Raw genomic sequence first — 25922 nt, forward strand, 5'->3', positions numbered from 1 at the left:
AATTTAGATAATTGATGTGTGGAAATTAAATTGCCTTCCAGTAAAGCTCAACTACCACCAGCAAAACCGTTCTGCCGCCAGGCTTCATAAACTACAACGGCCACTGTATTCGACAAATTCAGACTACGGTTATCTGGTCGCATGGGCAGGCGTATGCGCTGGCTGGTGGGGAAGGATTCACGCAATTCAGGTGCCAGGCCGCGGGTTTCTGCGCCAAATACAAAATAGTCACCAGGCTGGAAAGCCATATTTGCGAAAGGCGTGGAGCCATGCGTGGTCATGGCAAACATCCTTCTGGTGTCGGGTTGTTCGCTGGCACAAAATGCTGCCCAGTCTTTATGTACTTTCATGGTCGCATAATCATGATAATCCAGACCGGCGCGCTTCATCTTGCTGTCATCCAGAGGGAAGCCCAGCGGTTCTATCAAATGCAGTTGTACACCCGTGTTGGCACACAGACGGATGATATTGCCAGTATTTGGCGGTATTTCTGGTTCTACCAGGACGACATGAAACAAGGTGATTCCTTAATGACGTAGTGATTCAATGAATATGAGGGAGGGTACGGGCAAAGACATAGGCTGTGATTTTGGCCGCACCATGGCGCTTCAGCATTGTAGCGATTTCATGCAGGGTCATGCCAGTAGTCATGACATCGTCAATAATGCCCAGATGTAAACCCCTGACATTGTCCAGATGATTTTCATCAAGACAAAATGCATGTTTAACATTGCTGGCCCGATCCGCGGTTGGCAGGCCGCTTTGCATGGCGGTTTCCCGACTGCGTTGCAGGAGATGCGCATCGGCGGGTATTCCCAGGTGTTTAGACAGGGGACGGGTGATTTCCCAGGCCTGATTAAAGCCGCGCTCTGCCAGTCTGGCTTTTCCCAAAGGGACGGCACAGAGCACATCCGGTAACTCATTGCCTGCTTGTCGCAGGATACTATCTCTCAGCATACGGGCAAACCAGGGAGCCAGCGCCAATTGATGGGCGAATTTCAGCGACAGGAGTAATTGATCTTGCGGGGCGGCGTAGTCGCAGACAGTCAAGGTCTTGTCAAACGCTGGAGGATTGCTGAGGCAATCGCCACAGCGCGGGCTGGCACTACCAGGTGGCAAGGGCAGGGCGCATTGGACGCAGCGCTGAGGTCCAGGCTGGAAATAAGCCGCGTGACAAGATGAACAAACTACCTCGGCACTATCAAGGCGGCATAGCGCGCAAGAATTGGGGATCAAGGCGGCAATGCCATTTTGCCAGGCCAGCTTGAGTTTGTCTGTGAACATGAATAAAAGCGTGGGTACAAGCATGGTTACAAACGTGTAAACTGCCAGCTTAACTTAAAAACGCAGTTTCTTGCAATTTTACCTATGCTAAGCGCTCCCATCAATCTGCAACTGGTACGTCGCCTGTTTGCCGATGCAGAAAAAATCCATGCTTCCGACTTTTTGCGTCGCGAAATTGCCACACGTATGCGCGAAAAACTGGAGTTGGTCAAAATCACGCCTTCAGCCTTTTTGGATGCAGGTTGTGGTGAGGCTGATGATATTGCGGAGTTGCAAAAAGTTTATCCTGCGGCATTAGCCTATGGTGTCGATGCCTCTCTGCCTATGCTGGCGTCGGGCAAGCTCAGGCAACTGGCGGCTAAAAGTGCCATGGGTCGTCTATTGGCAAAATGGACACCAGCTGCCTTGCGCCAGGATGCTGGTCAGCACTTGTTGTGTGCTGATTTTGCCCGCTTACCCATCGCCAATGCCAGCGTAGACCTGATCTGGTCCAATCTGGCCTTGCACTGGCATCCTCAGCCCGACCTGGTATTTGCTGAGTGGAGACGCGTCTTGCGTACCGAGGGTTTGCTGATGTTTTCCTGTTTTGGCCCGGATACCCTGACAGAATTACGCCAGGCCTTTGCTGAAGTCGATGAAGTACCGCATGTCTTGCCCTTTGTTGATATGCATGATTTTGGTGACATGCTGGTGAATGCAGGATTTTCCACGCCTGTCATGGATATGGAAAAAATTACCCTGACCTATGGCAATGCGGAAAAATTACTGGAAGATGTGCGTGCACTGGGCGGCAATCCCCTGATGACGCGCAGACAGGGCTTGTTGGGACGCAAGGCCTATGCACGTTTACTGGCCGCACTGGACAGGCAAAAAAATGCCGATGGCCGCATCACATTGACGTTGGAAGTGGTATACGGTCATGCCTTTCGCCCGGTAAATCGCAAAACAGCGGCAGGGGAAGCCATAGTCCGTTTTGACTTGCCTAAAAAACCAATTTAATCCAAATCAAGAAATACTCAAAAACCGTAAAATTTCGTCATAAACCTTTGTGACATTTGAGCGATATCATAGATGGCGCGCATGTATTCTGCTTGATATCAGTCAGCTTTACACCTTATACTCTTGCAGTTGTGGAAGTTGCCAGTACGTATTTGACATTTTTTGTATCGGTGTCCCTGGCGCTCTGTTAAAAAGAATTCTAATTGGGTTTTGGGGATATTCATGAAACATGCTAAGCGATTAAAGTCGTTCATGCTGGGTGCTTCGCTCTTGGCTGCAAGCTTGCCAACTTGGGCGGTAGTCAATGGTCCGGCGGTAGATATGAAGGGCGGTCCGGCAGTCAAGCAGTTAAATCTGCAGCCACCTGTTACGCAAATTGCGGAGCAAATTTACAACATCCATAACCTGATGCTGGTTATTTGCCTGGTTATATTTGTGGCAGTGTTTGGGGTGATGTTTTACTCTATACTGAAGCATCGTAAATCTGTGGGTCATAAGGCTGCGACTTTCCATGAAAGTACCGCAGTTGAAATCGCCTGGACTGTCGTGCCTTTCATCATTGTTATCGTCATGGCTTTGCCTGCAACAAAAACGGTTGTGGCAATGAAAGACACCTCGAATGCCGACATCACCATTAAAGCCACGGGCATGCAATGGAAATGGGGCTATGACTATCTCAAGGGCGAAGGCGAAGGCATTGCTTTCCTGTCTACCCTGTCTACTCCACGTACCCAGGTTGGCGCGCCTGGCGTAGAACCAACTGAAAAACGTGGTGATAACTACCTCATCGAAGTTGATAATGAAGTCGTGGTACCGGTCAACAAGAAGGTACGCATCATCACCACGGCGAATGATGTTATTCACTCCTGGACTATCCCCGCTTTTGGCGTCAAGCAAGATGCGATTCCTGGTTTTGTCCGTGATACCTGGTTCAAGGCTGAGAAAATCGGTACTTACCGTGGTCAGTGCGTAGAGCTGTGCGGTAAAGAACACGCCTTCATGCCCATCGTCGTTAATGTGGTCTCTGAAGATGACTATAAAAAATGGGTAGATGGCAAGAAAAAAGAAATGGCTGCCAAGGCAGATGATCCAAGCAAAGTCTGGACTGTTGATGAGCTGAAGCAGCGCGGCGAAAAAGTCTATGCAGCTAACTGTGTAGTTTGCCACCAAGCCACAGGTAAAGGTGTGCCAGGTGCATTCCCTGCACTGGATGGCTCTGCTGTTGTGGCTGGCCCCAAAGCAGCCCAATTGGCAATAGTCATGGGTGGTAAGGCTGCCATGCCAGCCTGGAAATCCACTTTGTCGGATACAGAAATTGCTGCTGTAATCACTTACACACGTAATAACTGGTCTAACAAGGCTGCAGAAAACATCGTCCAACCAGCTGAAGTTTTGGCTGCGCGTAAGTAATAAACAGGAAGAACAGGAGAAAAGATGAGCACTACTACAGTTGATCACGCTCACGATCACTCTCACGACCACGCGCATGACCATCCTCATGGTTGGCAGCGCTGGTTGTTTGCCACCAACCATAAAGATATCGGTAGCCTGTATCTGTGGTTCGCTTTCACCATGTTACTGGCTGGTGGCGTCATGGCCCTGGGCATACGCAGTGAGTTGTTCCAACCTGGCTTGCAACTCATGCAACCGGAGTTTTTCAACCAGTTGACCACCATGCACGGCCTGGTCATGGTGTTCGGCGCGATCATGCCAGCTTTCGTTGGTTTTGCTAACTGGATGATCCCTCTGCAAATCGGTGCGTCCGATATGGCATTTGCCCGTATGAACAACTTCTCGTTCTGGCTCATGCCTCCTGCAGCCTTGTTGCTGATGGGTTCTTTCCTGGTACCTGGCGGCGCAACTGCTGCTGGCTGGACGCTGTATGCACCATTGTCCACACAAATGGGCCCTGGTATGGACATGGCGATTTTCGCTGTCCACATCATGGGTGCGTCTTCCATCATGGGTTCCATCAACATTATCACCACCATCCTGAACATGCGCGCTCCTGGCATGACATTGATGAAGATGCCGATGTTTTGCTGGACCTGGCTGATTACTGCCTACCTGCTGATCGCTGTGATGCCAGTTCTGGCCGGTGCGATCACCATGACGCTGACTGACCGTCATTTCGGTACATCCTTCTTTAATGCTGCCGGCGGTGGTGACCCTGTCATGTATCAGCACATCTTCTGGTTCTTCGGACATCCAGAGGTGTACATCATGATTTTGCCAGCCTTCGGTATCGTCTCCCAGATCGTTCCTGCATTTGCCCGTAAGCCTTTGTTTGGTTATGCATCGATGGTGTATGCAACAGCATCCATCGCGATCTTGTCCTTCATCGTCTGGGCGCATCACATGTTTACAACCGGTATGCCAGTCACGGCACAGTTGTTCTTCATGTATGCCACCATGCTGATCTCGGTACCTACCGGCGTGAAAGTATTTAACTGGGTTGCGACTATGTGGAAAGGCTCGATGACTTTCGAGACGCCTATGTTGTTTGCAGTCGGCTTTATCTTCGTGTTCACCATGGGTGGTTTCACAGGCCTGATCCTGGCGGTGACACCGATTGATATCCAGTTGCAAGATACTTACTACGTGGTTGCCCACTTCCACTATGTATTGGTAGCGGGTTCTTTGTTTGCCCTGTTCGCTGGTTATTACTACTGGGGTCCAAAGTGGACAGGTTTCATGTACAACGAAACACGCGGCAAGATCCACTTCTGGGGTTCGTTGATTTTGTTTAACGTGACCTTCTTCCCTATGCACTTCCTGGGTCTGGCCGGTATGCCACGTCGCTATGCTGACTACCCTGCGCAGTTCACTGATTTCAACCAGATTGCTACGATTGGTGCCTTTGGTTTTGGTTTGATGCAGGTGTATTTCATCCTGGCTGTGGTGATCCCATCCATCAAGGGTGGCATTCCAGCGGCAGCAAAGCCATGGGATGGTGCTGAAGGTCTGGAATGGACAGTGCCTAGCCCTGCACCTTTCCATACTTTTGAAGAACCGCCAGAATTCAAATAATCGTCATACGGCTTAGGCTTGCTCCGGTTCTGCCGGAGCAAGACAAAAAATGAGTAATCGAAAAAAACCGAATAATTTGCGTACAGCCATTCTTTTGTTTTCTGTGGCGCTGATGTTTTTTGTTGCGGTCTTCATTAAACAAACCTGGCTACGCTGATAGGATAGCTTCATGTCACAAGAAGAATCCGGCGTTGCAGGCAAGAATAAGCTGAATGCAAAAATGCTCGGCAAGTTGCTGGTGATTGCGGGGCTGATGTTTGGATTTGGTTATGCCCTGGTGCCCATCTACAAGCAGATTTGTGAATTGACGGGAGTGAATATATTGACTCCCAAGGATATTTCGGTCAAAGAGATATCCAACTCCCAGATTGACAGAAGCCGTGAAGTGACGGTGGAGTTTGATGCAAATACGCAGGGCCCGTGGCGTTTCCGTCCTACCGTGGCTAGCATGAAAGTGCACCCGGGTGAAATGACGCAAATTGTTTATGAGGTAGTCAACAAGCAGTCTTACAAGATGGATGCGCAGGCAATACCCAGCTACGCTCCACAACAGGCTGCTAACTACTTCAAGAAGATGGAATGTTTTTGTTTCAAGCAGCAAACCCTGGGTCCGAATGAAGCGCGGCAAATGCCTGTGGTGTTTTATATAGACCCAGCCTTGCCGAAAGAAGTAAAGACAATTACCTTGTCATATACTTTTTTTGAAGTTGGTGGCAAGCCACAAGCTGCCGCTAGCGAAGGTCAGGGCAAGACATGACAGAGTTAAAAGAAGCAAGCAAGCGTAAGGCTTCGTTTTTGGCAACAATGAAAGCCGTATTCTGGTCATTTCTGGGAATACGCAAGAAAACTGATTATGAGCAGGATGCAGCGCAGTTGAATCCTGTTCACGTGATTATTGCCGGTATCATAGGCGCACTGATCTTTATTTCAGTGCTGATCGCAATAGTCAAACATGTAGTCGCAAAATAACAATTCAAGTAGTACATTAAATTGCATCGGGAGATGGAAATGAGTTCTCAACACGCTAATGCGCCCTATTATTTTGTACCTGGCCCATCCAAATGGCCGGTATTGGGTGGCACGACCTTATTGCTGACCATGATAGGTGCTTCGGCCTGGGTCAATGGCCTGGCCTGGGGTTCTTACCTGAACTTCGCCGGCATCATCCTGACACTGGTGGTCTTGTATAACTGGTTTGGCGAAGCGATTGCTGAATCCGAAGGCGGTAAATACAGCGCCCGTATCGACGTCTCTTTCCGCTGGAGCATGAGCTGGTTCATCTTTTCTGAAGTGATGTTCTTTGCTGCTTTCTTTGGCGCCCTGTTCTATGCACGTACTATCTCCATGCCCTGGCTGGCGGATCTGGATCACAAAGTCCTGTGGCCTGATTTTGCTGCCAACTGGGGTAATGTAGGCCCGGCTGGTACAGTCGAAGCCTTCAAGACCATGGGGCCTTTCCCTATCCCTACCATCAATACGGCCTTGCTGCTGACTTCAGGCGTGACGCTGACTATTGCGCATCACGCCTTGCGTGAAGGTCATCGTGCCAAGACAGCCATCTGGTTGTTTGCTACAGTCTTGCTGGGTGCAGTTTTCATGGGCTTCCAGGCTTACGAATACATGCATGCGTACAGCGAGCTGAACCTGAAACTGACTTCCGGTATCTATGGTTCCACCTTCTTCATGCTGACCGGTTTCCACGGTTTCCACGTGACCATGGGTGCGATCATGTTGTCGGTGGTTTTGTACCGTGTCATGAAAGGCCATTTCACACCTGAGCACCACTTCGCATTTGAAGGTGCTGCCTGGTACTGGCATTTTGTTGACGTGGTTTGGCTGGGTCTCTACGTTGTAGTCTACTGGCTGTAATACAAGTTATAGTCGCACAAAAAAGCCGCACAGTTAGTGCGGCTTTTTTACATAGATGGGATCGCCAAAATTATGGGAATAGTAGGTACTGCTGACGCTGAAGCAGTGCTTACCTGATGCCAGTCGGCTGTATCAAGCCAAAATGATTTGCCAGCAAGATCAGCAAAAACAGGGTAATGGAAAATCCCACCCTGAAGGCCAGTGCCTTGACCGTGCGATTGCTTTTCCCCTTGTCTTTCATCAGATAAACCAGGGCAGACCCCAGGCTGAACAGAATAAGGAAAAAAGCGATGGCGACAAGAATTTTCATACTGGGTTATTGTTGGTGCTTTAATTGATCGACTCCTGCATTGTAATACCTTACTACCTGAATGCCTATTTCCTTCCGCTTCCGCCTGATCCCATTCATCGCCTGCCTGCTGCTGGCCAGCATGGGTATCGCTTTGGCACAATGGCAAACGCACAGGGCGCAGGAAAAAGAAAACCTGGCGACACAGATGACAGAACGCCAGCATCTGCCAGCCCTGGTATTGAATGCGCAAACACCGCCTGGGCAATTGCAGGCTTTTCGCAAGCTGCAAGTCAACGGGCAATTCATACGCGAATGGCCGCTCTACCTGGATAACCGCCCCTTGCAGGGCAAGGCGGGTTTATATGTGCTGTCGCCTTTCAAGCTGGCAGGCAGCAACAAATATGTATTAGTCGCCCGTGGCTGGCACCCGCGTGATGCGCGTGACAGGATGCATGTGCCGGATATTCCTGTCGCCAGCGGCCCTGTCGTCCTGGAAGGCATGCTCAGGGAAAAGCTGGATAGGGTCATGCAACTCGGTCAGGCCGAAGTAGTCAAACCTGGCAGCCTCTTGCAAAACATCGATGTCGATGTCCTGGAAAAACAGACAGGCTGGGATTTTTATCCCTTTGTGCTGGAACAGACTACGCTAGTGAATGATGGCTTGTCGCGTGACTGGCCCATGCCCTCGGCTGGCGCTGACAAGCATAGGGCTTATGCCTTTCAATGGTATGCATTGGCTTTGATGGCCTTCTTATTTTTTGTTGTTACTGGATTTCGTCGTGGAAAAAACTGAAAAGCAAGTTTCGCATGGTCGCTGGAAATTAATCCTGGTACTGGCAGTCTGTGCTGCCCCCATGATTTTTTCTTATCTGACCTACTATGTCATCAAGCCTGAAGGCCGCACCAATTACGGCGCCATACTCGACCCACGCAATTATCCCATGCCCAAACTGGCCGGGCATTTGCTGGGAGCAGCGGCGTCAGATGCAGCGATAGGCCTGGAGACCTATCAAGGCAAGTGGCTGATGCTGCAGGTGGATAGCGGCGCCTGTGCTGAAGCTTGTCAAAAGAGAATGTATGACATCCGCCAGTTGCGCACGGCCCAGGGCAAGGAAATGGACAGGATAGAACGCGTCTGGCTGATCACCGACGATGCTCCCATCGACACCATGTTGATACGCCAGCATGATGGCGCACGCATGTTGAAGGTCGATGCTGCAGCTCTTAAAGCCTGGCTGCCGACTGAGAGCGATACTCAAATCAGTGACCATATTTACCTGATAGATCCGCGCGGCAATCTGATGATGCGTTATCCAAAAAATGCCGATGCCAACAAGATTAAAAAAGACCTCAGCAAATTATTGCGTGCGTCGGCGATAGGTTAAACGATAGGGTAAACAACAATCATGTGGTTGCAGATCGCATTGACAGCACTCATGGTAGCCGTGATACCAGCGACCATGATTTTCTTGTCCAAAGAAAAGAATAAATACCGCAAACTCATCGCGGTAACCGTCACCCTTACTTTTGAACTCATCATGTTCGGGGCATTTACGCGTCTGACGGATTCCGGCCTGGGGTGTCCGGACTGGCCGGGCTGCTATGGCCAGGCGAATCCTCTGCAATCCCATGCAGCCATCAAGGCAGCGGAAATTGCCATGCCTACCGGCCCTGTAACTTTGCAAAAAGCCTGGATAGAAATGGTGCATCGCTATCTGGCCATGAGTGTGGGTATCCTGATCATGGCTCAGATGGCCATTGCCTGGGCACGCCGCCGCCAACTCGATTCCAGTCCCTGGTTATCGACCTTCCTGCTGTTTTTTGTTTGCCTGCAAGGTGCTTTTGGTGCCTGGACTGTCACCTTGAAGCTGCAACCCATTATAGTGACCACTCACTTGATATTGGGTATGGGTTTGCTGGCGCTGCTCAGTGCCAGCCTAGAGCAGCAAAGCTCTTCCCTGAGCAGTGCCAGCATCGCTGCCGCAGATGGCAGGCGTATGCTATGGCCTGCCAGCCTGGCCCTAATACTGGTCTTTGTACAAATCGCACTGGGTGGCTGGGTGAGTACTAACTATGCTGCCCTGGCTTGTCATGATTATCCCATGTGCAATGGTCAGGCGCTACCTGCGATGGACTTTGAGCACGGTTTCAGCCTCTGGCGTCAGCTAGGGCTAACCATGGGTGGCGATTACCTGCCCTTCAATGCCCTGGTTGCCATACACTGGGTACATAGGAATTTTGCTTTGCTGGTAGCTGCTGTCTGCCTGTGGGCTGCGCTGAGGGCACGTAAGATAGCCGGGTTGGAAAAGCTGGGCAGCAATCTCTTGCTGGCGATTCTTGCCCAATTCATCATAGGCATCTCTACCGTCTTTTTTTCCTGGCCTTTGTTACTGGCAGTTTTGCATAATGGGATGGCCGCCATGCTCGTGCTTTTGCTGACCATGTTAAACTACCGCATAAGGCATGTGAGCCTTGCCGCTGCCAAAGATAGATCATGACCACTTTAAGTTTGCCTTCCAACCGACTGGCTCAGTACTGGGCTTTGACCAAGCCCCGTGTGACCCAGCTCGCCGTATTTTGTGCTGTGATAGGCATGTTCCTGGCAACCCCGGACTTGCCTGACTGGCGTGTCGTAGTGGCTGCCACTATAGGCATCTGGTTGCTGGCAGGAGCGGCTTTTGCCGTGAATTGCCTGGTAGAAAAAGAAATTGATTCCCGCATGGCAAGGACCGCGCGTCGCGCCACAGCCCAGGGCGAAATCACCGTGCCGCAGACCCTGGTATTCTCTGGCGTTATTGGAGGCATGGGCATGTGGGTTTTGTACACCATGGTCAATCCCCTGACCATGTGGCTGACTTTTATCACCTTTGTCGGTTATGCTGTTATTTACACCATCATACTGAAACCAGCGACACCGCAAAACATCGTCATCGGTGGTTTGTCTGGTGCCATGCCGCCCGCCCTGGGCTGGGCTGCTGTGGCCAATGATGTGCCTATGCAGGCATGGTTGCTGGTGTTGATCATCTTTGTCTGGACGCCACCGCATTTCTGGGCGCTGGCCATGTACCGGCGTGATGACTATGCCCGCTCCGGCCTGCCCATGTTGCCGATTACCCATGGCATGGAATTTACCCGTTTCCATATCTGGTTGTACACCATCGCCCTGTTTGCCACCACCATGCTGCCCTATGCGGTGCACATGAGCGGCCTGATTTACCTGGTCAGCGCGATTATTCTGGGTCTGATCTTCCTTTGGTATGCATGGCGTATTTACAAGCATTATGATGATGTACTGGCACGCAAGACCTTTACCTATTCCATCATCTACCTGTCCCTGCTGTTTGCAGCCTTGTTGATTGATCACTATATCAAGCTATGAAAATTCTCAAGCATCTGGTCAGTATGCTGATGGCACTGGCCTTGCTGGCTTGTACTGAAGCACCGGAAAAATTTAATAATACTGATCTGACTGGCCTGGATTACGCCAGGGACTTTGCGCTGACAGATCACAATGGCAAGGCTCGTACCCTGGCAGATTTCAAAGGCAAGGCCGTGGTCATCTTTTTCGGCTATACCCAGTGCCCCGACGTTTGCCCGACCACTATGGCTGAGATGGCGGGGGTCATGAAATTGCTGGGCCCGGATGCCGACAAGGTGCAAGTCCTGTTCGTGACCCTGGACCCTGAGCGTGATACCCAGGCCTTATTAGCCAGCTATGTCCCCAACTTCGACCAGCGCTTCCTGGGCCTGTATGGTGATGCCGCTGCGACTGCCAAAGTCGCCAAGGAATTCAAGGTGTTTTATCAAAAGGTAGAAGGCAAAACCCCAGGCAGCTATACCATGGACCATACGGCTGGCAGCTATGTCTATGATCCTCAGGGACGCATACGCCTATTTCTACGTCATGGTCAGGGCCCTGAGCCGGTTGCGCATGACCTGAAGATTTTATTGAAGTAAATACAGACTCTGGTCTGAGTAGCATACCCAGACCAGATAATGAATACCGAGACTTCTGGCCTGAACCGGTGTTAACTGCCGAAAGCTGCTTTCGCCACATCGGTAAAAGTTGTTCCACGCACCACTGGGCCTAACAAGAGGCTGCTGGTAAATGGCAGGCCACGGTTGCGATAGTAGCCACTTTTCCAATAGTGATCACTCACTGGTTGGACATTGGAATATTGTAGCGTAGGCATATTCTTGCCTTCGTAGACTCTAGTCCACTGTGCAGATGGCCCCTCATCAAGTCTGGATATCGCCAGATAACCATTGGTATCTGTTGCCCAAGTGACTTCTATCATGAACTTGACCCATTTACCCTTGCTCAGTTGTCCATCGCTCAATTGGACACGCGTTGCATTTTTTGGTTTTGTGCGAGTGCCACCTTCGAGAACGTCTCCTGTTTGCAAGTTAACATGAAAGTCTTCTTCCGCACAGAGAGCAAATGCAGGGTTGGTCCCCAATGCGTCCGGGCCATGCAATTGAAAAATAATGCCCCAGGGATAGGGATCCAGCGAGGTGGCAACAGGAGGTTTCCAGTCGGCTGGCAATTTGACGGAGATTCCATAGAACTCATGTCCGGAACCAGTGTTAACTGATAGTGGCGTGGAATTGAGCGACTGCATGGTTGACACTTCAGCCCGCTCACCTGACCATCCACCCACTTGATCACCAGGTTTGACCAGAATTTCTGCAACCGCAATATTGGGTGAAAAACGTTCATTATCACGTGGTGCAATGCGATCTTTTTCCCAAGTTTGTAAATCACGCCATACCCCGGGACCGGGTCGTTCCGTCTTGGCATTCCAGTCACCTATAAAGCTCACATTGGCAGGAAGTGGCTTTACTTGGGCGTTGCAGTTAAGCGACACGAGTGCAGTGATAAGCAAAGCGGATGTTTTCTTGTTCAACACTTTTGCTGGTGTTAAAAATTGTTTGATTGTCAGCATAAATTTTCTCTTTGGTGAGTATAGGTAATCCATTCAGTGACCAGGTTCTCAATTTTTGCAAAATCAGCTGCTAAGTTAGGCTTGTATGAGTCTTGCTTGGTCGGGGAGAGGCGCAGTGTGATGATATTTCCAGTTTCAGCCGGAAATAGCATGTCTAGCTGCTTAAGAGTGAATGTAGCATCGCCAAAGAAATTAGTTAAGTGACACTATTTATTTACGGCAATTTAATTGGTAAAGTAAATGCGATTTGTATCTTTCTAGTTGGCAACATGCTTTGGATTATCAGGGGCTGACTAATTGCATAAGTGAGTACATAAATAAGTACATAAAACAAAAGGCACTCTTGCGAGTGCCTTTGTGATTGCTACAGCATGTTTTGATCAGGCAAAACTGCTTAGGCTGCCCTTCATTTTCTTCAGGGCTGCACTTTCGATCTGGCGTATGCGTTCTGCAGAAACGCCATATTCGTCCGCCAATTCATGCAGGGTAGCGCCTGTACCGTCATCATTTTTCAACCAGCGTGATTCTATGATGTGGCGTGAGCGTGCATCCAGTTTGGACAGGGCAGATTCCAGTCCTTCGCTTTGCAGACGATCATACTGACGAGTTTCCAACACACGGGTAGGCTCGTCGGACTCGGTTTTCAGATAAGCGATAGGAGCAAACTTCTCATCGTCATCATCCGTCGGTGCATCCAGGGCGATATCGTGGCCGGACAAACGCATTTCCATTTCTATGACTTCTTCGCGTTTGACATCCAGCGTTGAGGCCAGGGCATCAATTTGCTTGGGTGTCATCGCGTCCAGGCCTTCTTTGTGGCTGCGCAGGTTAAAGAACAGTTTGCGCTGTGCCTTGGTCGTTGCTACTTTGACCAGGCGCCAGTTTTTCAAAATGTACTCATGCATTTCAGCCTTGATCCAGTGCATGGCATAGGACACCAGGCGCACACCCTGGTCAGGATCAAAACGTTTGACGGCTTTCATCAGGCCGATATTGCCTTCCTGGATCAAGTCAGCGTGGGGCAAGCCATAACCGAGATAACCGCGGGCGATAGACACTACCAGGCGCAGATGCGACATAACCAGTTGCTGCGCAGCAGCCAGGTCATTGTCATTACGCAATTTGTTTGCATAGTCTATCTCTTCCTGATGCGTGAGCATGGGGAGACGATTGACTGCAGAGATATAGGCATCAATATTACCCAGCGTGCCACTAAAGCCTAAGGCCAGTGCAGTACTGTCAGTTGCAGGGATCAATTGTGTCGATGTAGTTGCCATTTTTCCTCCTTATTGCAGCCTTAAGAGTATCAATTACTCCTTTCGGCACTTTCAAGTTCCTATATTAGCACTCTCTTGAGAAGAGTGCTAATACTCAGATTCTATGAACTTCATCAAATAAATCTATTAGAAAACGAGCATTCATTTGTAGCATTTATAATTCTTAGATATAGGCTGAGGCTGAAAGTTGCAATCAATTCGACGTAAATTGTAAGAGGCTGTTGCAAAATCAGGATGCTCAGGCTGTACCACGATCTAAGAGTGGCAAGCAGCCGTGTCAGCGCTATGCATGAAGACGAAACAGGAGCAGATTTATTGTGCAACAAGTGCGAAGAATTTAACTTGTGCGCGCCAACTGCCTTCTGACAGACAGAAAAACCCCTACCAGTCCAAGCAACATGCTAACAGCCAGGAGTATGGCACTCTGTACGATACCTAACGGAGCCAGGTGGAATTCTGAGGCATATAATTTGGCGAATTCGGCAATTGCCTTGTTCAAGGGTTGTAAAGATGCCGCAATCATGCCCAGCGCCAGCGACCCCGCCAATAGACCCAGCAAGGCACCGGTATAGTAATAGGGTTTGTGAATGAAACTATTGGTGGCGCCCAGCAAGCGGGTCACGGCAATTTCTGCCCTGTGTGAAATCACTTGCAGGCGGGTAGCATTAAATACCACAACCACGACAACCACACCCAGCGTGGCGGCCAGGAATAATAAGCCCAGTTGCATGATTTGCACCAAGGCAGCCAGACGCTTGACCCAGGCAGAATCGAGTTGCACTACATCGACATCCGGCATTTGCTTGATTTCTTCCACCAGCGCTTCTATCTTGCCTGCCTCATTATTTGACATGGACAAGACATAGGCATCCGGCAAGGGGTTGCCACCCAGGGTGGACAGGACTTCTGCCAGATTGGATGACTGCTCAAGGCTGGCGAGCGCCTTGTCCTTGGGGATGAAGTTCAGATTTGCCGTGATGTTTTTCTCTTTCAGCAATTTCTTCAGCGGTATCGACAAGGCGGTGGCCGTTGCCCTCGGTGTATCCGGGCTGACAAAGATACTGATTTCCGGTTCTATCGACAATTGCGAAGAAATTGGCCGTATATTTTCTATTAACGTCAGGCCTGCGATGGGCAAGGCCAGGGCAATCACCACCACCAGAACATTGAACAGGAAATTGCCAGGGCTGCCGCGCAAATGGGCAAAAGCACTCTTGATGGCAAACCAGTGTTGGCGTAACCAGTTGGTCATGAATTCATCCTTATTATTCTGTCATGCAATATCAAGCGGCCAGCGAGGATTTCCAGGTATCGACTACCCGGCCCTGGCTCAAATAAATCACGCGGCTGGCCTGATCCAGAAACTGCTCATCGTGGCTGGAAATAATGCAAGTCACACCAGCACTCTGGAAAGCTTTCAGCGCATTTAATACCTTGTTGGCATTGTCACGGTCGAGGAAGGCGGTAGGTTCATCCGCCAGGATGATCTGTGGCCGGTTGACGATGGCACGGGCGATCGCCACCCTTTGTTGTTCACCACCTGATAGAGCCAGTGGCATGGAGTAAGCCTTGTCCGGCAAGCCCACTTTCTCCAGGGCGATGCGGGCACGTGTTTCAGCCTCGCCATGGGAGGCACCAGTGACGATGATGGGGAGCATGACATTGGCCAGCACATGGCGGTCAGTCAATAGTTTTTGATCCTGCAAGATAAGCCCTAATCTGCGGCGCAGATAGGGCAGGCTGCTGGCTTTCAGTTTACTGATATCCTGGCCATTTACCCTGACCATGCCGGAAGTCGGTTTTTCTATGCCGGCGATCATTTTCAACAGGGTAGACTTGCCTGCGCCCGAGGGCCCGGCCAGGAAGATCAGTTCGCCATCGGCAATCGACAAGGAAACATCTTTAAGCGCATAGGCATCTTGCGAATATTGTTTGCTGACGTGTTCAAATTCAATCATGGTCGCGTATGGTCTTCTTGAGCTTCTTTGTGGGCTAATATGCGCCGCCCTCAGCCGCATTTAGCTGAGCAGGGCGTCAACAAATTCCTGGGCATTAAATGGTTGCAAGTCTTCTATCTGTTCGCCTATGCCTATGAAATACACAGGCACAGGACGGTTCTTGGCTATCGCTGCCAGCACGCCACCCTTGGCTGTACCATCGAGCTTAGTGATGACCAACCCCGTCAACTGCAGGGCATCATCAAAGGCCTTGACCTGGGCCAGCGCATTCTGGCCGGTATTGCCATCAATAATGAGCAAGACTTCTTGTGGTGCGCCATCCATGCCTTTGGCGATGACACGCTTGATCTTCTTCAATTCTTCCATCAGATGCAATTGGGTAGGCAGGCGGCCAGCCGTATCTACCATGACCACATCGGTACCACGGGCGCGGGCCGAGGCGACTGCATCAAAGGCCACTGCTGCAGGGTCGCCGGATTCCTGGGAGATAACGGTGACATTATTACGCTCACCCCAGATCGTCAATTGCTCGCGTGCCGCAGCACGGAAGGTGTCGCCCGCTGCCAGCAACACCGATTGCTGGTGACTTTGCATATGCTTGGCCAGCTTGCCTATGGTGGTGGTCTTGCCCGCACCATTCACGCCGGTGATCATCATGACCAGGGGTTGATAGCGGCCCAGTTCCAGCGGTTTTTGCAAAGGTGTCAACAATTCCAGCAGCAAGACCTTCAGGGCGGCCTTGACCTGCTCGGCCTCTGTCAGCTTCTCTTCCTTGACCTTTTTCTTCAAGCCATCGAGCAGGAACTGGGTGGCTTCCACACCGGCATCCGAAGTCAGCAGGGCGGCTTCGAGTTCTTCATACAAATCATCATCTATGCGGGCACCGATGAAGAGGGTGGTAAGATTCGAGGAAGTTTTAGCCAATCCTGCCTTCAGGCGGCTCAACCATGAGCGTTTTTGCTCGGGCTCCGCTGGCTTGGGGGGGGCTATTTCTGTGACAGGAGAGGTGGCGGCTGTGGCTACAACAGTAGCTGAGTCACTGGCAGAAGTAACAGGTGCAGGGCTGGCTGGCGCAGTAATAACTGGTGCCGGATCAGCCACAACAACTGGTGCCTCTTCTTTGGGCTTCTTTTTGAAAAAACTAAACATCGGGATATTTTGGAGTGCGGGCGGCAAAAAAAGCCAGCCCTGATATTAGAATGCTGCCATTTTAACAGACAGCGCAAGATAAACTGATTTAGCCGCAGCAAGCATGCAATGAAAACAAATAGTAACAAAAAAACAAAAAACGCGACCACAAAAGCCGCGCCGGTAAAACGTCAAAACCACCAGGTTCGCATCATAGGCGGCGTCTGGAAACGCAGCCTGCTCAGCGTGGTCGATGCCGAGGGTTTGCGCCCTACGCCAGACCGCGTACGCGAAACCCTGTTCAACTGGCTGAATCATTTGCTGCACAGTAATTGGACTGGCGTACATTGCCTGGACCTGTTCGCCGGTAGTGGTGCCCTGGGCTTTGAAGCCGCCAGCCGCGGTGCGGCGCAAGTCATCATGGTCGAGGCGCACACGCCTGCATACAAACAACTGGAACAAGTCCGCGATAAATTGCAAGCCAGCCAATGCAAACTAATCAGGGCAGATGCACTCAAGGCAGTGGAGAGCATGGCAAGGCAGCCACAAAAAATGGATGTGATCTTCCTGGACCCTCCTTTTGAGCAAGATTGGCTGGATCGTATCTTGCCGGCATGCGCGAGCTTGCTCAGTCCTAAAGGCTGTATCTACGTCGAATCCGAGTTTCCCCTGGCTGAAGCAACGGGAGATGAAGCGACAGATGAAAAACTAGCTAAATTATTAAGCGGCTGGCATCTTATCCGCGCTGATAAAGCAGGCAGCGTCTACTTCCATATACTGCAACGCAACATTTTGCCGCATGAGGCGCACGAAAATCAGGCATAATGCCTGCTCAACTTGGTGCATATCCTTATGCAGATTGCGAAAAAAGGGAGTGAAGATGGTCACAGCCGTTTATCCGGGAACATTTGATCCGCTGACACGCGGTCATGAAGATCTGGTGCGTCGCGCATCCGGTCTTTTTGATACTTTGGTGGTGGGTGTGGCGGATAGCAAAAGCAAGAATCCATTTTTCTCCCTGGATGAACGCCTGGAAATTGCCAATGAAGTGCTGGGACATTATCCGAATGTCAAAGTAGAAAGCTTTTCAGGTTTGCTGAAGGATTTTGTGCGTAAAAATGATGCGCGCGTCATCGTGCGTGGTTTGCGTGCCGTGTCTGACTTTGAATATGAATTCCAGATGGCGGGCATGAACCGTTATCTGTTGCCAGATGTAGAAACCCTGTTCCTGACACCATCTGACCAATATCAATTCATTTCGGGCACAATAGTGCGTGAGATCGCCATGTTTGGTGGCGATGTATCAAAATTTGTATTCCCTTCAGTCGACCGCTGGCTGAAGAAAAAGGTCGCATTGCTGGCCGAGAGCAAGTCTTAAAGTAAGTACTGAATCAAGTAGTACATGAAAGCGAAGTGACAACATGGCCCTGATGATTACAGACGATTGCATCAATTGCGATGTCTGCGAACCTGAATGCCCCAATGATGCGATTTACATGGGGCCGGAAATTTATGAGATAGACCCGCATAAATGTACGGAGTGCGTGGGTCATTACAAGGAGCCGCAATGCCAGCAGGTTTGCCCTGTCAGTTGCATTCCTTTTAATCCTGAATGGCGCGAAACGCAAGAACAGTTAAACGCCAAGTATGAGCAATTGCAGGCAGACAAAAAGCCTGTGCAACAATAAGCCACGTCTAAAAACAGCGTACCTGGTTACGCCCACCATTTTTGGCCTGGTACAAAGCCCGGTCGGCGCGCAACACCAGGTCACGTGCCAGGCTGCTGGCATCGTCATAATTGGTATTCTCGTCTATGGTCGTCAGACCTATTGATATCGTTGCCTGGCAAGTGCCTGACTCACTCAAGACAAATTCCCGGCCTGCGATGCTTTTGCGTATGCGTTCAGCCACCTGTATTGCATCATGCAAATTGGTGTTGACCAGCACCACCACAAATTCTTCTCCACCAAAACGGCCCAGGGTATCACTGAGACGCAACTCATCCTTGATCCTTTTTGCTACTTCCTTGAGTACATCGTCGCCACCCTGATGACCATAACGGTCATTGATTTGCTTGAAAAAATCGATATCCAGATACATGCAGGCAATGCTGTATCTCTGCCTGCGTGCACGGGCGATTTCTTCCAGCATGCGTTGTTCTACATAGCGGCGGTTGCTGACATTGGTCAAAGGGTCAGTCAGGCCTATATAGGTCAGGCGCTCATTATTGATGACGTTTTCCAGGCAGATCGCAATGATGGAACCCAGGCGTTCAATAAAATCCGTCGCCATATTGGGCTGAAAACGGTCTGCCTTGAAGCTCCCCAGGTTCAGGCAACCGATCAGGCGGCCTTGCCTGCGCATGGGGATGATGGCTATGCTGGCTGGTTTTTTATTGAAACTGCTGAAGTAAGATGCATACGCCAGGCTTTGATATAAACCCAGCTGGGGTTTGCGCAAGGCAGTCTCAGGCTGGCTGAGTTCAACTTCGTGTCGCAAGAAAATCAGGTGCGGGAATTCTTGCAAATCTATCTTCAGGTCAGTCAGCATTTGTTGCAAGTCACCCAGCTTGTCGAATAGTACGAGTGACACTACATCCAGCTCAGAAGTGACCGCCAGGGCGCTGAAGATATTCGTGATCAGTTCGCGAAAACTATTGGCACCAATAATCTTCAAATCAAAACTCTGGTGACGCGCCATGATATTTTGATTGCGGTGAGCCAGTTCCAGCAAGCTATCGAGCCTGGCTCGTAAAGCCTGGTTTTCGCTTTGCAATGCCAGCAACGCAGATTGAGCCTGGTCTGGCTCTTCATCCAATGGTGCTGGCATCATGCTTTCCATTTTATTGATATCTGTCTAAGTTGGTTTCTGCATTAAAAAGCAATATTCATATTCATGACATCACCTACGCGCAATAACTGCCCTGCACCTTGTTCAACGATGACATTCATGCCAAAGGTAATGCCACCATCCACCAGGGGATTGGCGCGATAGGTTTGCAAGATATCCATAGGGTCGGGGCCAAACTCGCCAGTACTCTGATCTATTGAAGGCATGGGGCAGCGCGGACAAGGCTTTACAGGGCGCAATTGTATTTTGCTGCCCATCTCAAAATTCTCGGCATAGTCTTCTTCAAAAGCTTCTATGCCATCCAGCACGATATTCGGCCGGAAGCGGTTCATGGGCAAGGCAGCGCGGCCCTGTTTTTCCAGACGCTGGTTGAGGTCATCGAGCGAGGCAGATGCTGTCAGCAATATCGGGTAGCCATCAGAAAAACGCGTAGCCACCAGTTTGTCACCTGTCCATTTCTGGCTGGCATAACGTTGAGTCTGCGCTGTGCTGCGCACCAGTCGGCAAGGGGTGTCCAGCGCTTTGCTGAACCAGTCTGCCATGGCTTGCCCACAATCCATGGCACTGAAACTTTCTTCCCAGATGGTAACACTGGCGGTGCTGCTATCTTCTTGCGGATTCAAGGACAGTACAGGCATGCCGGGGGCGTGGATGTACAGGCCATCGCTGCGTATCTCGGGGCGTATCAGCGCCATCCTGGGAAACTCTCTTTGCGTCAGGAACAGACCCTGCTGATCTACCAGCATCCACTCCCTGTCATGTATGCCTTCAAAACTCAGGCCAGTTTCATTCAGGGTAGCCGCATCCAGAGCGATACCGGCACAGGACTTGATGGGGTAAATAGTGAGAGAGAGTATGCTGGGCATAGTGCGAAGTGAGTGAGCAAATTCAGTATCGGCTATTTTAATGGCTAATAGGCATTCACGCTGGGCTTTCAGGCATTTCCCTGGAATTCGCGGCGATAGGCGGATGGTGAAATGCCAAATTCACGGGCGAAGTAACGCCGCAGCAATAAACCCGTGCCAAAACCGGTATCGGCAGCAATATCATCAATGCCACGCTTGCTGGTTTCCAGTTGCCGCTGGGCCAGCGCCAGGCGCTGGTTCAAGAGCCATTTACCAACCGTGGTGCCGGTTTGCTGCTGGAAATGGCGGGTAAAGCTGCGCCTGCTCATCAGTGCTCTTTGCGCCAGTTGATCCAGTTGCTGCGGCTGGGCCAGGTGTGCCAGCATCCATTCCAGCACCTTGGCCAGCCTGTCATCGGTTGCCAGCACAGGCAACGGCTGTTGTATATATTGCGCCTGCCCACCCTGTCTGTGTGGTGCTACCACCAGACGACGGGCAACATGGGCGGCGATATCTGCGCCATAACTGGTGCGCAAGACATGCAGGCAGCAATCTATGCCTGCAGCCGTACCCGCCGAGGTAATCACGTCGCCATGGTCGACATACAAGACATTCGGGTCCAGGCTTATGTGCGGATAACGCTCAGAAAATGCCTTGGCCAATGCCCAGTGGGTAGTGGCACTGCGCCCATCCAGCAAACCAGCCTCTGCCAGTACAAAGGCACCCAGGCATAAACCTATCAGGCGCGCGCCACGCTGGTGCGCCTGGCGCAAGGCTTTCAGTAAGGCAGGCGGGGCAGGGCGCAAGTCATCATGCCAGGATGGCACCACCACCATATCAGCCTTGGCAAGCGTAGCCAAACCATGTCGCACACGTATGGCAAAACCCGCATTGGTCTGCACCTCATGCTGCGTGCGCCCAGTGCTATCAAGGCAAACCTTGAGATCGAAGGCTGGCATGGCCATCCCGCCATGGTGCTCACCAAACACCATGCAAGGTACGGACAAATGGAAGGGGCTGATGCCATCAAAGGCCAGCACCGCAATATTTACAGTCTTTTCAGGTAGGGATATCTGCATGGCCTGATTGTATCGAATATTGGCAATCGGGTCACTTATATTTCAACGCTCTATGGCCCATCATACAGTCCATGAACAGAGCAAAAGCTGATTCAAACTATTGATTCAATCATCCACACAAAAGGAAGCTACCATGAGCAACACTACCAACGACAATGTCAAACGCGCCCTGATCGTCATCGATGTACAAAACGAATACTTCACCGGCAATATGCTGATTGAATACCCTGACCCAAAAGTATCCCTGCACAATATAGGTCGCGCCATGGATGCGGCAAAAGCCGCAGGCATACCTGTGTTGGTGGTCCAGCATTCAGCATCAGAAAGCTCACCCATCTTCGCCCGTGGTTCCAAAACCTGGGAATTGCATGATGTGGTCGCCAGCCGCCATGCCGATCACCATATAGAAAAAAACATGGCCAGCGTCTTCACAGGCACGGATGCTGCTGCCTGGTTGCAAAAAAATGAAATCAATACCCTCAGCATCGTTGGTTATATGACGCATAACTGCAATGCCAGCACTATCTATGAAGCTGCGCATAATGGCTATCAGGTAGAAACCCTGAGTGACGCCACAGGCTCACTGCCGTATGCCAATGCCGCTGGCTATGTCAGCGCAGAAGAAATTCATCGTGCCTATAGCGTGGTCTTTCATTCCAATTTCGCCGCTGTTGCTACCACCGATAACTGGTTGGCCGCAGTCAGGGATGGCGTGGCACTGCCAGTCAGCAATGTATTGGAATCACATCTGGCAGGGCGCCAGCGCAAGGCTGCCTGATCAGATTGGATCAGAATGCAGGGCTATGCAATTGCGCCCTGCATTTTTTGCGCGGTAGAGTGCCTGGTCAGCTGCGTCGACCAGGGTCGATAAGTCCGTCCCCACCAGCAATGAATCTGCCACGCCAGCACTGAGTGTGCATTGCAGGCTATCGCCTTTCCAGGGCACACGCAGGTCTGCATATAGCAGGCGCACCCTCTCGGCCAGCAGGGCCGCACCTTGCTCATTGATACCTGCCAGCAAAATACAAAACTCTTCACCACCATAGCGCGCCAGGCAATCTTCGCTACGGATGACGGCCTGTAATAATACTGCGAGACGACGCAGTACTTCATCACCAGCCTGGTGACCATGCATGTCATTGATACGTTTAAAGAAATCCACGTCTATCATGATGACGGACATGGCGTCCCCTGTGCGGATGGCACGCGCCAGCAAGCGCCGTGATTCGTCTTCAAAGCTGCGGCGATTCAATGCACCAGTCAAACTGTCATGCGTAGCTTGTTCACGCAAATCGCTGACCAGGCGAAAAGTGATCAACAGCACCAGCGACAAGGAAATGGACAATTGCGACAGGCCGCCAAGAACCAGAAACACAGGATTGATATCGCCTTGCGCAAACAGCGTGACACCCTCCGCAGGCTTTGACAGCATATTCAAGGCCCGCAACAAACTCATCAACGCAATGAAAGAAAAAGAAGCCGCAGCCAGGTTGTAGGCAGTTTTCAATGGCTGCGCAGCTTTGACCATCAGCCTCACGGCACAGGCACCAAAAACAAGCGTGAATAACAGGGAGTTGGCAATCACCAGCATGCGTATGTCATCACGCAGCATGCCCAGCCACAGGCTTTGCAGCATCATTTGCACACCTAGCCATGCCGTCACCCAGTAATGACAGCGCTTGCCCTGGAAAGCTTCAATACCATTGTAGATAAAGCCTATGCCACAACCCATGACAAAAGGAACGGCGCTGATGATCCATACCGGCCATTCAGGAGACATCTGGGTACTGGTAAAAATACCCAGGCACATACAGCAATGCCCCAGCGCCCACTGGCGCGCCCCTCTGATGTTGTCAGCATGAAAACTGATAAGCGCCATCATGCCCGCACCCAGCAGATTAATCCCGCTCAGCATCAGCATAATCGTGCGGACATCAAGTTTCATGTCTGGCTCGCATGGGTGACAAGGGAAGGAGGTAGGTCAGGCAAATGCTCTCCACGAAGTAGGTGCGGGTGAGGCGGGATGGAATGCTGCTGAAGTGCAAATGATTATAGCGTAGGCAAAGGCCTTGACCATTGGCGCTACTACTTAGCGCTCTATGCGTCGGTTTTTTTACTACATTGCTGCGGGCGGGAGCTTTTGCAAGCTAATGCTTTTCACAACTTTATCCAACTGTAGATCAGCATATCGCTATGCTTTTGTTGCTTGCCTGATCCAATTCCGGAATACTTATTTCATTTTCATAACAGAGTTTCTTTCTTGGTAGCGGTGCTTTTTTTAGGCCTTGCTGGATGAAGTGAAGCTTTCGCTTTTACACCTGTATCTCGAATCAATACATCCGCAGGGATATTCATACCAACGTTCAAGTTTCGAATCATGCGTAAAGTTAATGCTCTACTACGCGACATGACTTCATAAACCCGACTTGTATTGCCAATCATAGGAGCTAAATCTTTTGGGGTTTTCCCCTGTTGCTCCATTCTGAATTTAATGGCTTCAATAGGATCCGGTGGTGGAATTGGATAGTGTTCCTGTTCATAACGCTCAACAAGCATCATGAGAATTTCGAAGCGATCGCCATCAGGAGTACCTGGAACTGGCTGCTCATCAAAATATGCGGAAACTTCGCTTAGCGCAGTATTGTATTCTGCAACGGTTCTGATTATTTTAAGTTCCATATCACACCTTCATTTCTATATTAGCGGCATTGACTTTATCGTATTCCGCATGTGTGCCAATGAACTTAATGTAGACGGCACCAAATTGATACGCGACGGCAGTAATCAATCGATAGGAATTCCCCTTGATATTAAATACGACGCGATCATTACTCAAAAAACTAGCACTCGCATATTGATTCTTGATATCTTGTGGTGTTTTCCAAGAGGCTTTTTCAGCTTCTGCGTGCCATGCCTTCAATGGCTGTTCGACATCGGGGTGAGTCGTCCAGAAGGTGATAAGCTGATTTTTAGAAAATATTCTCATGTACTTAAGTGTAGTCCCAATTTGGGACTTATGCAAATTATCACAACATTTCACATTAATTGCAAAAACAAAAAAGCCGCGATATTTCGCGGCTTTCATAGAGAGAATTCATGCTCTGAAGGATTTTTTGTAACGCTAAGAAATCCGCTGAAACAAAAATAGCAATTTAAACGTTAAATAAGAAATTCAACACATCGCCATCCTTGACTACGTATTCCTTACCCTCGGCGCGCATCTTGCCTGCTTCCTTGGCACCGGATTCACCCTTGAAGTTGATATAGTCATCAAATGCTATGGTCTGGGCGCGGATGAAGCCGCGTTCGAAGTCGGTGTGGATGACGCCGGCTGCTTGCGGGGCGGTGTCGCCTACGTGGATAGTCCAGGCGCGTACTTCCTTGACGCCGGCGGTGAAGTAAGTTTGCAGGCCCAGCAGTTTGAAACCAGCGCGTATCAGGCGGTCGAGGCCGGGTTCTTCCATGCCCATGTCGGCCAGGAACTCGGCTTTGTCGGCATCGTCGAGGTCAGCGATTTCAGATTCTATGGAAGCACAAATTGCCACGATAGGGGCATTTTGTGAATTTGCATAGGCCGTCAATTGATCCAGCAATGGGTTATTGGTGAAGCCGCTGTCAGAGACATTGGCAACATACATGGCAGGTTTGGCAGTAATCAGGCACAGTGGCTTGATGAGCAGCATTTCTTCTGCATCCAGACCCAGGGCGCGTACAGGCTTGGCATCGTTCAGCGCAGGCATGATGCGTTCCAGCACAGTCACCAGCTTCAACGCATCTTTATCGCCTGAACGGGCTTTTTTGTTTTCGCGGTGGATGGCTTTTTCTACTGTGCCCATGTCGGCCAGGGCCAACTCGGTCTGGATGACTTCGATATCGTCCAGCGGGCTGACCTTGCCAGCGACGTGGATGACATTGTCATCTTCAAAACAACGCACGACGTTGACGATAGCATCAGTTTCGCGGATGTGGGCGAGGAACTGGTTACCCAGGCCTTCACCTTTGGAGGCACCAGCCACCAGGCCGGCGATATCGACAAATTCAACAATGGCATTCTGAATGCGCTCAGGCTTGACGATGTCAGACAATTGTTTCAGGCGTGGATCCGGTACCTCAACCACACCGACGTTAGGCTCGATAGTGCAGAAAGGATAGTTTTCTGCCGGTATGCCTGCCTTGGTCAGTGCATTGAACAGTGTGGATTTGCCGACGTTAGGCAGGCCGACGATGCCGCATTTGAGACTCATGATGTTTTGCCAGTTGGATTTGATTAACCCGCTATTTTACCGGAAAGCCTGCCCTCCAGACTGATTCTGGCCTGAATTGCAGTAAATCTTGCTGATAAATGCAGCAGGTAATCACAAAATA

The 25922-nt window shown here is 50.5% G+C and carries 31 protein-coding genes; 16 read left to right on the top strand and 15 right to left on the bottom strand.

Going from position 1 to position 25922, the window contains the following annotated elements; translation table 11 throughout:
* Positions 1–47: 47 nt before the first annotated feature.
* The gene (trmL, locus tag ACO0LC_RS16815) at positions 48–518 is read right to left on the bottom strand and encodes a tRNA (uridine(34)/cytosine(34)/5-carboxymethylaminomethyluridine(34)-2'-O)-methyltransferase TrmL (protein ID WP_423005100.1); all 471 of its coding nucleotides are present in this window, start codon (positions 516–518) and stop codon (positions 48–50) included.
* A gap of 25 nt (positions 519–543) precedes the next feature.
* Complete coding sequence (locus ACO0LC_RS16820) at positions 544–1284, bottom strand: phosphoribosyltransferase family protein (RefSeq protein ID WP_423005102.1); 741 nt, start codon at positions 1282–1284, stop codon at positions 544–546.
* Positions 1285–1368: 84 nt separating this feature from the next.
* On the opposite strand from ACO0LC_RS16820, the gene ACO0LC_RS16825 reads away from it, so the two are divergent.
* The 7 genes from ACO0LC_RS16825 (at position 1369) to ACO0LC_RS16855 (ending at position 7182) form a co-directional block, all read left to right on the top strand.
* Positions 1369–2283, top strand: a complete 915-nt coding sequence (locus ACO0LC_RS16825) for a methyltransferase domain-containing protein (protein WP_423005104.1) — start codon at positions 1369–1371, stop codon at positions 2281–2283.
* Positions 2284–2505: 222 nt separating this feature from the next.
* Entirely contained in the window at positions 2506–3693 is a 1188-nt protein-coding gene (coxB, locus tag ACO0LC_RS16830) for a cytochrome c oxidase subunit II (RefSeq protein ID WP_423005106.1), read from the top strand.
* A gap of 24 nt (positions 3694–3717) precedes the next feature.
* Positions 3718–5313, top strand: coding sequence for a cytochrome c oxidase subunit I (gene ctaD, locus ACO0LC_RS16835; RefSeq protein WP_423005108.1), 1596 nt, complete (start codon positions 3718–3720; stop codon positions 5311–5313).
* 49 nt (positions 5314–5362) lie between these two features.
* Entirely contained in the window at positions 5363–5470 is a 108-nt protein-coding gene (locus ACO0LC_RS16840) for a cytochrome oxidase small assembly protein (protein ID WP_423005110.1), read from the top strand.
* A gap of 12 nt (positions 5471–5482) precedes the next feature.
* Entirely contained in the window at positions 5483–6070 is a 588-nt protein-coding gene (locus ACO0LC_RS16845; protein WP_423005112.1) for a cytochrome c oxidase assembly protein, read from the top strand.
* Positions 6067–6282, top strand: a complete 216-nt coding sequence (locus ACO0LC_RS16850; RefSeq protein WP_423005114.1) for a DUF2970 domain-containing protein — start codon at positions 6067–6069, stop codon at positions 6280–6282. The genes ACO0LC_RS16845 and ACO0LC_RS16850 overlap by 4 nt, the downstream gene beginning before the upstream one ends.
* 39 nt (positions 6283–6321) lie before the next feature.
* On the top strand, positions 6322–7182 hold the full coding sequence (locus ACO0LC_RS16855; protein ID WP_423005116.1) for a cytochrome c oxidase subunit 3: 861 nt from the start codon (positions 6322–6324) through the stop codon (positions 7180–7182).
* Positions 7183–7291: 109 nt separating this feature from the next.
* Here the strand turns inward: ACO0LC_RS16855 and ACO0LC_RS16860 are convergent, their stop codons facing one another.
* Positions 7292–7492 (bottom strand): twin transmembrane helix small protein, encoded by a 201-nt coding sequence (locus tag ACO0LC_RS16860; protein ID WP_110256438.1) that lies wholly within the window; start codon positions 7490–7492, stop codon positions 7292–7294.
* Between the two features lie 61 nt (positions 7493–7553).
* Here ACO0LC_RS16860 and ACO0LC_RS16865 point away from each other — a divergent pair, with 61 nt between their 5' ends.
* The 5 genes from ACO0LC_RS16865 to ACO0LC_RS16885 are packed head-to-tail and all read left to right on the top strand — an operon-like array spanning position 7554 to position 11431.
* Complete coding sequence (locus ACO0LC_RS16865) at positions 7554–8267, top strand: SURF1 family protein (RefSeq protein WP_423005118.1); 714 nt, start codon at positions 7554–7556, stop codon at positions 8265–8267.
* A complete protein-coding gene (locus tag ACO0LC_RS16870; protein WP_423005120.1) occupies positions 8254–8859 on the top strand; it encodes an SCO family protein in 606 nt (201 codons plus the stop codon). The genes ACO0LC_RS16865 and ACO0LC_RS16870 overlap by 14 nt, the downstream gene beginning before the upstream one ends.
* Before the next feature lie 21 nt (positions 8860–8880).
* Positions 8881–9972, top strand: coding sequence for a COX15/CtaA family protein (locus ACO0LC_RS16875; protein WP_423005122.1), 1092 nt, complete (start codon positions 8881–8883; stop codon positions 9970–9972).
* Positions 9969–10853 carry a heme o synthase gene (cyoE, locus tag ACO0LC_RS16880; protein ID WP_423005124.1) on the top strand — a complete coding sequence of 295 codons (885 nt, stop codon included), beginning with the start codon at positions 9969–9971 and terminating at the stop codon, positions 10851–10853. Before ACO0LC_RS16875 ends, cyoE begins: the two co-directional genes overlap by 4 nt.
* The gene (locus ACO0LC_RS16885) at positions 10850–11431 is read left to right on the top strand and encodes an SCO family protein (RefSeq protein ID WP_423005126.1); all 582 of its coding nucleotides are present in this window, start codon (positions 10850–10852) and stop codon (positions 11429–11431) included. Before cyoE ends, ACO0LC_RS16885 begins: the two co-directional genes overlap by 4 nt.
* 71 nt (positions 11432–11502) lie before the next feature.
* On the opposite strand, the gene ACO0LC_RS16890 is transcribed toward ACO0LC_RS16885, so the two are convergent.
* From ACO0LC_RS16890 to ftsY, 5 genes are all read right to left on the bottom strand, one after another.
* Positions 11503–12420 carry a heparin lyase I family protein gene (locus ACO0LC_RS16890; RefSeq protein WP_423005128.1) on the bottom strand — a complete coding sequence of 306 codons (918 nt, stop codon included), beginning with the start codon at positions 12418–12420 and terminating at the stop codon, positions 11503–11505.
* A 380-nt stretch (positions 12421–12800) separates the two neighbouring features.
* The gene (rpoH, locus tag ACO0LC_RS16895) at positions 12801–13697 is read right to left on the bottom strand and encodes an RNA polymerase sigma factor RpoH (RefSeq protein WP_423005130.1); all 897 of its coding nucleotides are present in this window, start codon (positions 13695–13697) and stop codon (positions 12801–12803) included.
* Between the two features lie 337 nt (positions 13698–14034).
* A complete protein-coding gene (locus ACO0LC_RS16900) occupies positions 14035–14949 on the bottom strand; it encodes a cell division protein FtsX (protein ID WP_423005132.1) in 915 nt (304 codons plus the stop codon).
* Between the two features lie 31 nt (positions 14950–14980).
* Entirely contained in the window at positions 14981–15655 is a 675-nt protein-coding gene (locus tag ACO0LC_RS16905) for a cell division ATP-binding protein FtsE (RefSeq protein WP_423005134.1), read from the bottom strand.
* 60 nt (positions 15656–15715) lie between these two features.
* Positions 15716–16804, bottom strand: a complete 1089-nt coding sequence (gene ftsY, locus ACO0LC_RS16910) for a signal recognition particle-docking protein FtsY (protein WP_423005136.1) — start codon at positions 16802–16804, stop codon at positions 15716–15718.
* A 108-nt stretch (positions 16805–16912) separates the two neighbouring features.
* On the opposite strand from ftsY, the gene rsmD reads away from it, so the two are divergent.
* From rsmD to ACO0LC_RS16925, 3 genes are read left to right on the top strand one after another with little or no spacing between them, the layout of a single operon-like run.
* Positions 16913–17608 carry a 16S rRNA (guanine(966)-N(2))-methyltransferase RsmD gene (gene rsmD / locus ACO0LC_RS16915; protein WP_423005138.1) on the top strand — a complete coding sequence of 232 codons (696 nt, stop codon included), beginning with the start codon at positions 16913–16915 and terminating at the stop codon, positions 17606–17608.
* Between the two features lie 55 nt (positions 17609–17663).
* Positions 17664–18161: a pantetheine-phosphate adenylyltransferase gene (gene coaD / locus ACO0LC_RS16920; protein ID WP_422950259.1), complete on the top strand. Its 498-nt coding sequence runs from the start codon at positions 17664–17666 to the stop codon at positions 18159–18161.
* Positions 18162–18204: 43 nt separating this feature from the next.
* Complete coding sequence (locus ACO0LC_RS16925) at positions 18205–18471, top strand: YfhL family 4Fe-4S dicluster ferredoxin (protein WP_423005140.1); 267 nt, start codon at positions 18205–18207, stop codon at positions 18469–18471.
* 7 nt (positions 18472–18478) lie between these two features.
* Here the strand turns inward: ACO0LC_RS16925 and ACO0LC_RS16930 are convergent, their stop codons facing one another.
* The 3 genes from ACO0LC_RS16930 to ACO0LC_RS16940 all read right to left on the bottom strand — a co-directional run bounded on the left by ACO0LC_RS16930 (position 18479) and on the right by ACO0LC_RS16940 (position 21557).
* Complete coding sequence (locus ACO0LC_RS16930; RefSeq protein ID WP_423005142.1) at positions 18479–19612, bottom strand: DUF484 family protein; 1134 nt, start codon at positions 19610–19612, stop codon at positions 18479–18481.
* 44 nt (positions 19613–19656) lie between these two features.
* Positions 19657–20499 (bottom strand): MOSC domain-containing protein, encoded by an 843-nt coding sequence (locus ACO0LC_RS16935; RefSeq protein WP_423005144.1) that lies wholly within the window; start codon positions 20497–20499, stop codon positions 19657–19659.
* 68 nt (positions 20500–20567) lie between these two features.
* Complete coding sequence (locus tag ACO0LC_RS16940; protein WP_423005146.1) at positions 20568–21557, bottom strand: GlxA family transcriptional regulator; 990 nt, start codon at positions 21555–21557, stop codon at positions 20568–20570.
* 133 nt (positions 21558–21690) lie between these two features.
* Here ACO0LC_RS16940 and ACO0LC_RS16945 point away from each other — a divergent pair, with 133 nt between their 5' ends.
* Complete coding sequence (locus ACO0LC_RS16945) at positions 21691–22335, top strand: cysteine hydrolase family protein (RefSeq protein ID WP_423005148.1); 645 nt, start codon at positions 21691–21693, stop codon at positions 22333–22335.
* On the opposite strand, the gene ACO0LC_RS16950 is transcribed toward ACO0LC_RS16945, so the two are convergent.
* The 4 genes from ACO0LC_RS16950 to ychF form a co-directional block, all read right to left on the bottom strand.
* Positions 22336–23502, bottom strand: coding sequence for a GGDEF domain-containing protein (locus tag ACO0LC_RS16950; protein ID WP_423005150.1), 1167 nt, complete (start codon positions 23500–23502; stop codon positions 22336–22338). It lies immediately after the preceding gene.
* 296 nt (positions 23503–23798) lie between these two features.
* Complete coding sequence (locus tag ACO0LC_RS16955) at positions 23799–24236, bottom strand: helix-turn-helix domain-containing protein (RefSeq protein WP_423005152.1); 438 nt, start codon at positions 24234–24236, stop codon at positions 23799–23801.
* A gap of 1 nt (position 24237) precedes the next feature.
* Entirely contained in the window at positions 24238–24543 is a 306-nt protein-coding gene (locus ACO0LC_RS16960) for a type II toxin-antitoxin system HigB family toxin (protein WP_423005278.1), read from the bottom strand.
* 166 nt (positions 24544–24709) lie between these two features.
* Positions 24710–25801 (bottom strand): redox-regulated ATPase YchF, encoded by a 1092-nt coding sequence (ychF, locus tag ACO0LC_RS16965; RefSeq protein ID WP_423005154.1) that lies wholly within the window; start codon positions 25799–25801, stop codon positions 24710–24712.
* Positions 25802–25922 lie beyond the last annotated feature (121 nt).

Source organism: Undibacterium sp. JH2W (assembly GCF_049340425.1).
Taxonomy (GTDB): domain Bacteria; phylum Pseudomonadota; class Gammaproteobacteria; order Burkholderiales; family Burkholderiaceae_D; genus Undibacterium.

Bases quoted from the DNA above. Each gene is read 5' to 3' on its own strand.
- ACO0LC_RS16820 (WP_423005102.1), bottom strand. From the start codon at position 1,284: ATGTTCACAGACAAACTCAAGCTGGCCTGGCAAAATGGCATTGCCGCC.
- ACO0LC_RS16825 (WP_423005104.1), top strand. From the start codon at position 1,369: ATGCTAAGCGCTCCCATCAATCTGCAACTGGTACGTCGCCTGTTTGCC.
- coxB (WP_423005106.1), top strand. From the start codon at position 2,506: ATGAAACATGCTAAGCGATTAAAGTCGTTCATGCTGGGTGCTTCGCTC.
- ctaD (WP_423005108.1), top strand. From the start codon at position 3,718: ATGAGCACTACTACAGTTGATCACGCTCACGATCACTCTCACGACCAC.
- ACO0LC_RS16840 (WP_423005110.1), top strand. From the start codon at position 5,363: ATGAGTAATCGAAAAAAACCGAATAATTTGCGTACAGCCATTCTTTTG.
- ACO0LC_RS16845 (WP_423005112.1), top strand. From the start codon at position 5,483: ATGTCACAAGAAGAATCCGGCGTTGCAGGCAAGAATAAGCTGAATGCA.
- ACO0LC_RS16850 (WP_423005114.1), top strand. From the start codon at position 6,067: ATGACAGAGTTAAAAGAAGCAAGCAAGCGTAAGGCTTCGTTTTTGGCA.
- ACO0LC_RS16855 (WP_423005116.1), top strand. From the start codon at position 6,322: ATGAGTTCTCAACACGCTAATGCGCCCTATTATTTTGTACCTGGCCCA.
- ACO0LC_RS16860 (WP_110256438.1), bottom strand. From the start codon at position 7,492: ATGAAAATTCTTGTCGCCATCGCTTTTTTCCTTATTCTGTTCAGCCTG.
- ACO0LC_RS16865 (WP_423005118.1), top strand. From the start codon at position 7,554: ATGCCTATTTCCTTCCGCTTCCGCCTGATCCCATTCATCGCCTGCCTG.
- ACO0LC_RS16875 (WP_423005122.1), top strand. From the start codon at position 8,881: ATGTGGTTGCAGATCGCATTGACAGCACTCATGGTAGCCGTGATACCA.
- cyoE (WP_423005124.1), top strand. From the start codon at position 9,969: ATGACCACTTTAAGTTTGCCTTCCAACCGACTGGCTCAGTACTGGGCT.
- ACO0LC_RS16885 (WP_423005126.1), top strand. From the start codon at position 10,850: ATGAAAATTCTCAAGCATCTGGTCAGTATGCTGATGGCACTGGCCTTG.
- ACO0LC_RS16890 (WP_423005128.1), bottom strand. From the start codon at position 12,420: ATGCTGACAATCAAACAATTTTTAACACCAGCAAAAGTGTTGAACAAG.
- rpoH (WP_423005130.1), bottom strand. From the start codon at position 13,697: ATGGCAACTACATCGACACAATTGATCCCTGCAACTGACAGTACTGCA.
- ACO0LC_RS16900 (WP_423005132.1), bottom strand. From the start codon at position 14,949: ATGACCAACTGGTTACGCCAACACTGGTTTGCCATCAAGAGTGCTTTT.
- ACO0LC_RS16905 (WP_423005134.1), bottom strand. From the start codon at position 15,655: ATGATTGAATTTGAACACGTCAGCAAACAATATTCGCAAGATGCCTAT.
- ftsY (WP_423005136.1), bottom strand. From the start codon at position 16,804: ATGTTTAGTTTTTTCAAAAAGAAGCCCAAAGAAGAGGCACCAGTTGTT.
- rsmD (WP_423005138.1), top strand. From the start codon at position 16,913: ATGAAAACAAATAGTAACAAAAAAACAAAAAACGCGACCACAAAAGCC.
- coaD (WP_422950259.1), top strand. From the start codon at position 17,664: ATGGTCACAGCCGTTTATCCGGGAACATTTGATCCGCTGACACGCGGT.
- ACO0LC_RS16925 (WP_423005140.1), top strand. From the start codon at position 18,205: ATGGCCCTGATGATTACAGACGATTGCATCAATTGCGATGTCTGCGAA.
- ACO0LC_RS16930 (WP_423005142.1), bottom strand. From the start codon at position 19,612: ATGCCAGCACCATTGGATGAAGAGCCAGACCAGGCTCAATCTGCGTTG.
- ACO0LC_RS16935 (WP_423005144.1), bottom strand. From the start codon at position 20,499: ATGCCCAGCATACTCTCTCTCACTATTTACCCCATCAAGTCCTGTGCC.
- ACO0LC_RS16940 (WP_423005146.1), bottom strand. From the start codon at position 21,557: ATGCAGATATCCCTACCTGAAAAGACTGTAAATATTGCGGTGCTGGCC.
- ACO0LC_RS16945 (WP_423005148.1), top strand. From the start codon at position 21,691: ATGAGCAACACTACCAACGACAATGTCAAACGCGCCCTGATCGTCATC.
- ACO0LC_RS16950 (WP_423005150.1), bottom strand. From the start codon at position 23,502: ATGAAACTTGATGTCCGCACGATTATGCTGATGCTGAGCGGGATTAAT.
- ACO0LC_RS16955 (WP_423005152.1), bottom strand. From the start codon at position 24,236: ATGGAACTTAAAATAATCAGAACCGTTGCAGAATACAATACTGCGCTA.
- ACO0LC_RS16960 (WP_423005278.1), bottom strand. From the start codon at position 24,543: ATGAGAATATTTTCTAAAAATCAGCTTATCACCTTCTGGACGACTCAC.
- ychF (WP_423005154.1), bottom strand. From the start codon at position 25,801: ATGAGTCTCAAATGCGGCATCGTCGGCCTGCCTAACGTCGGCAAATCC.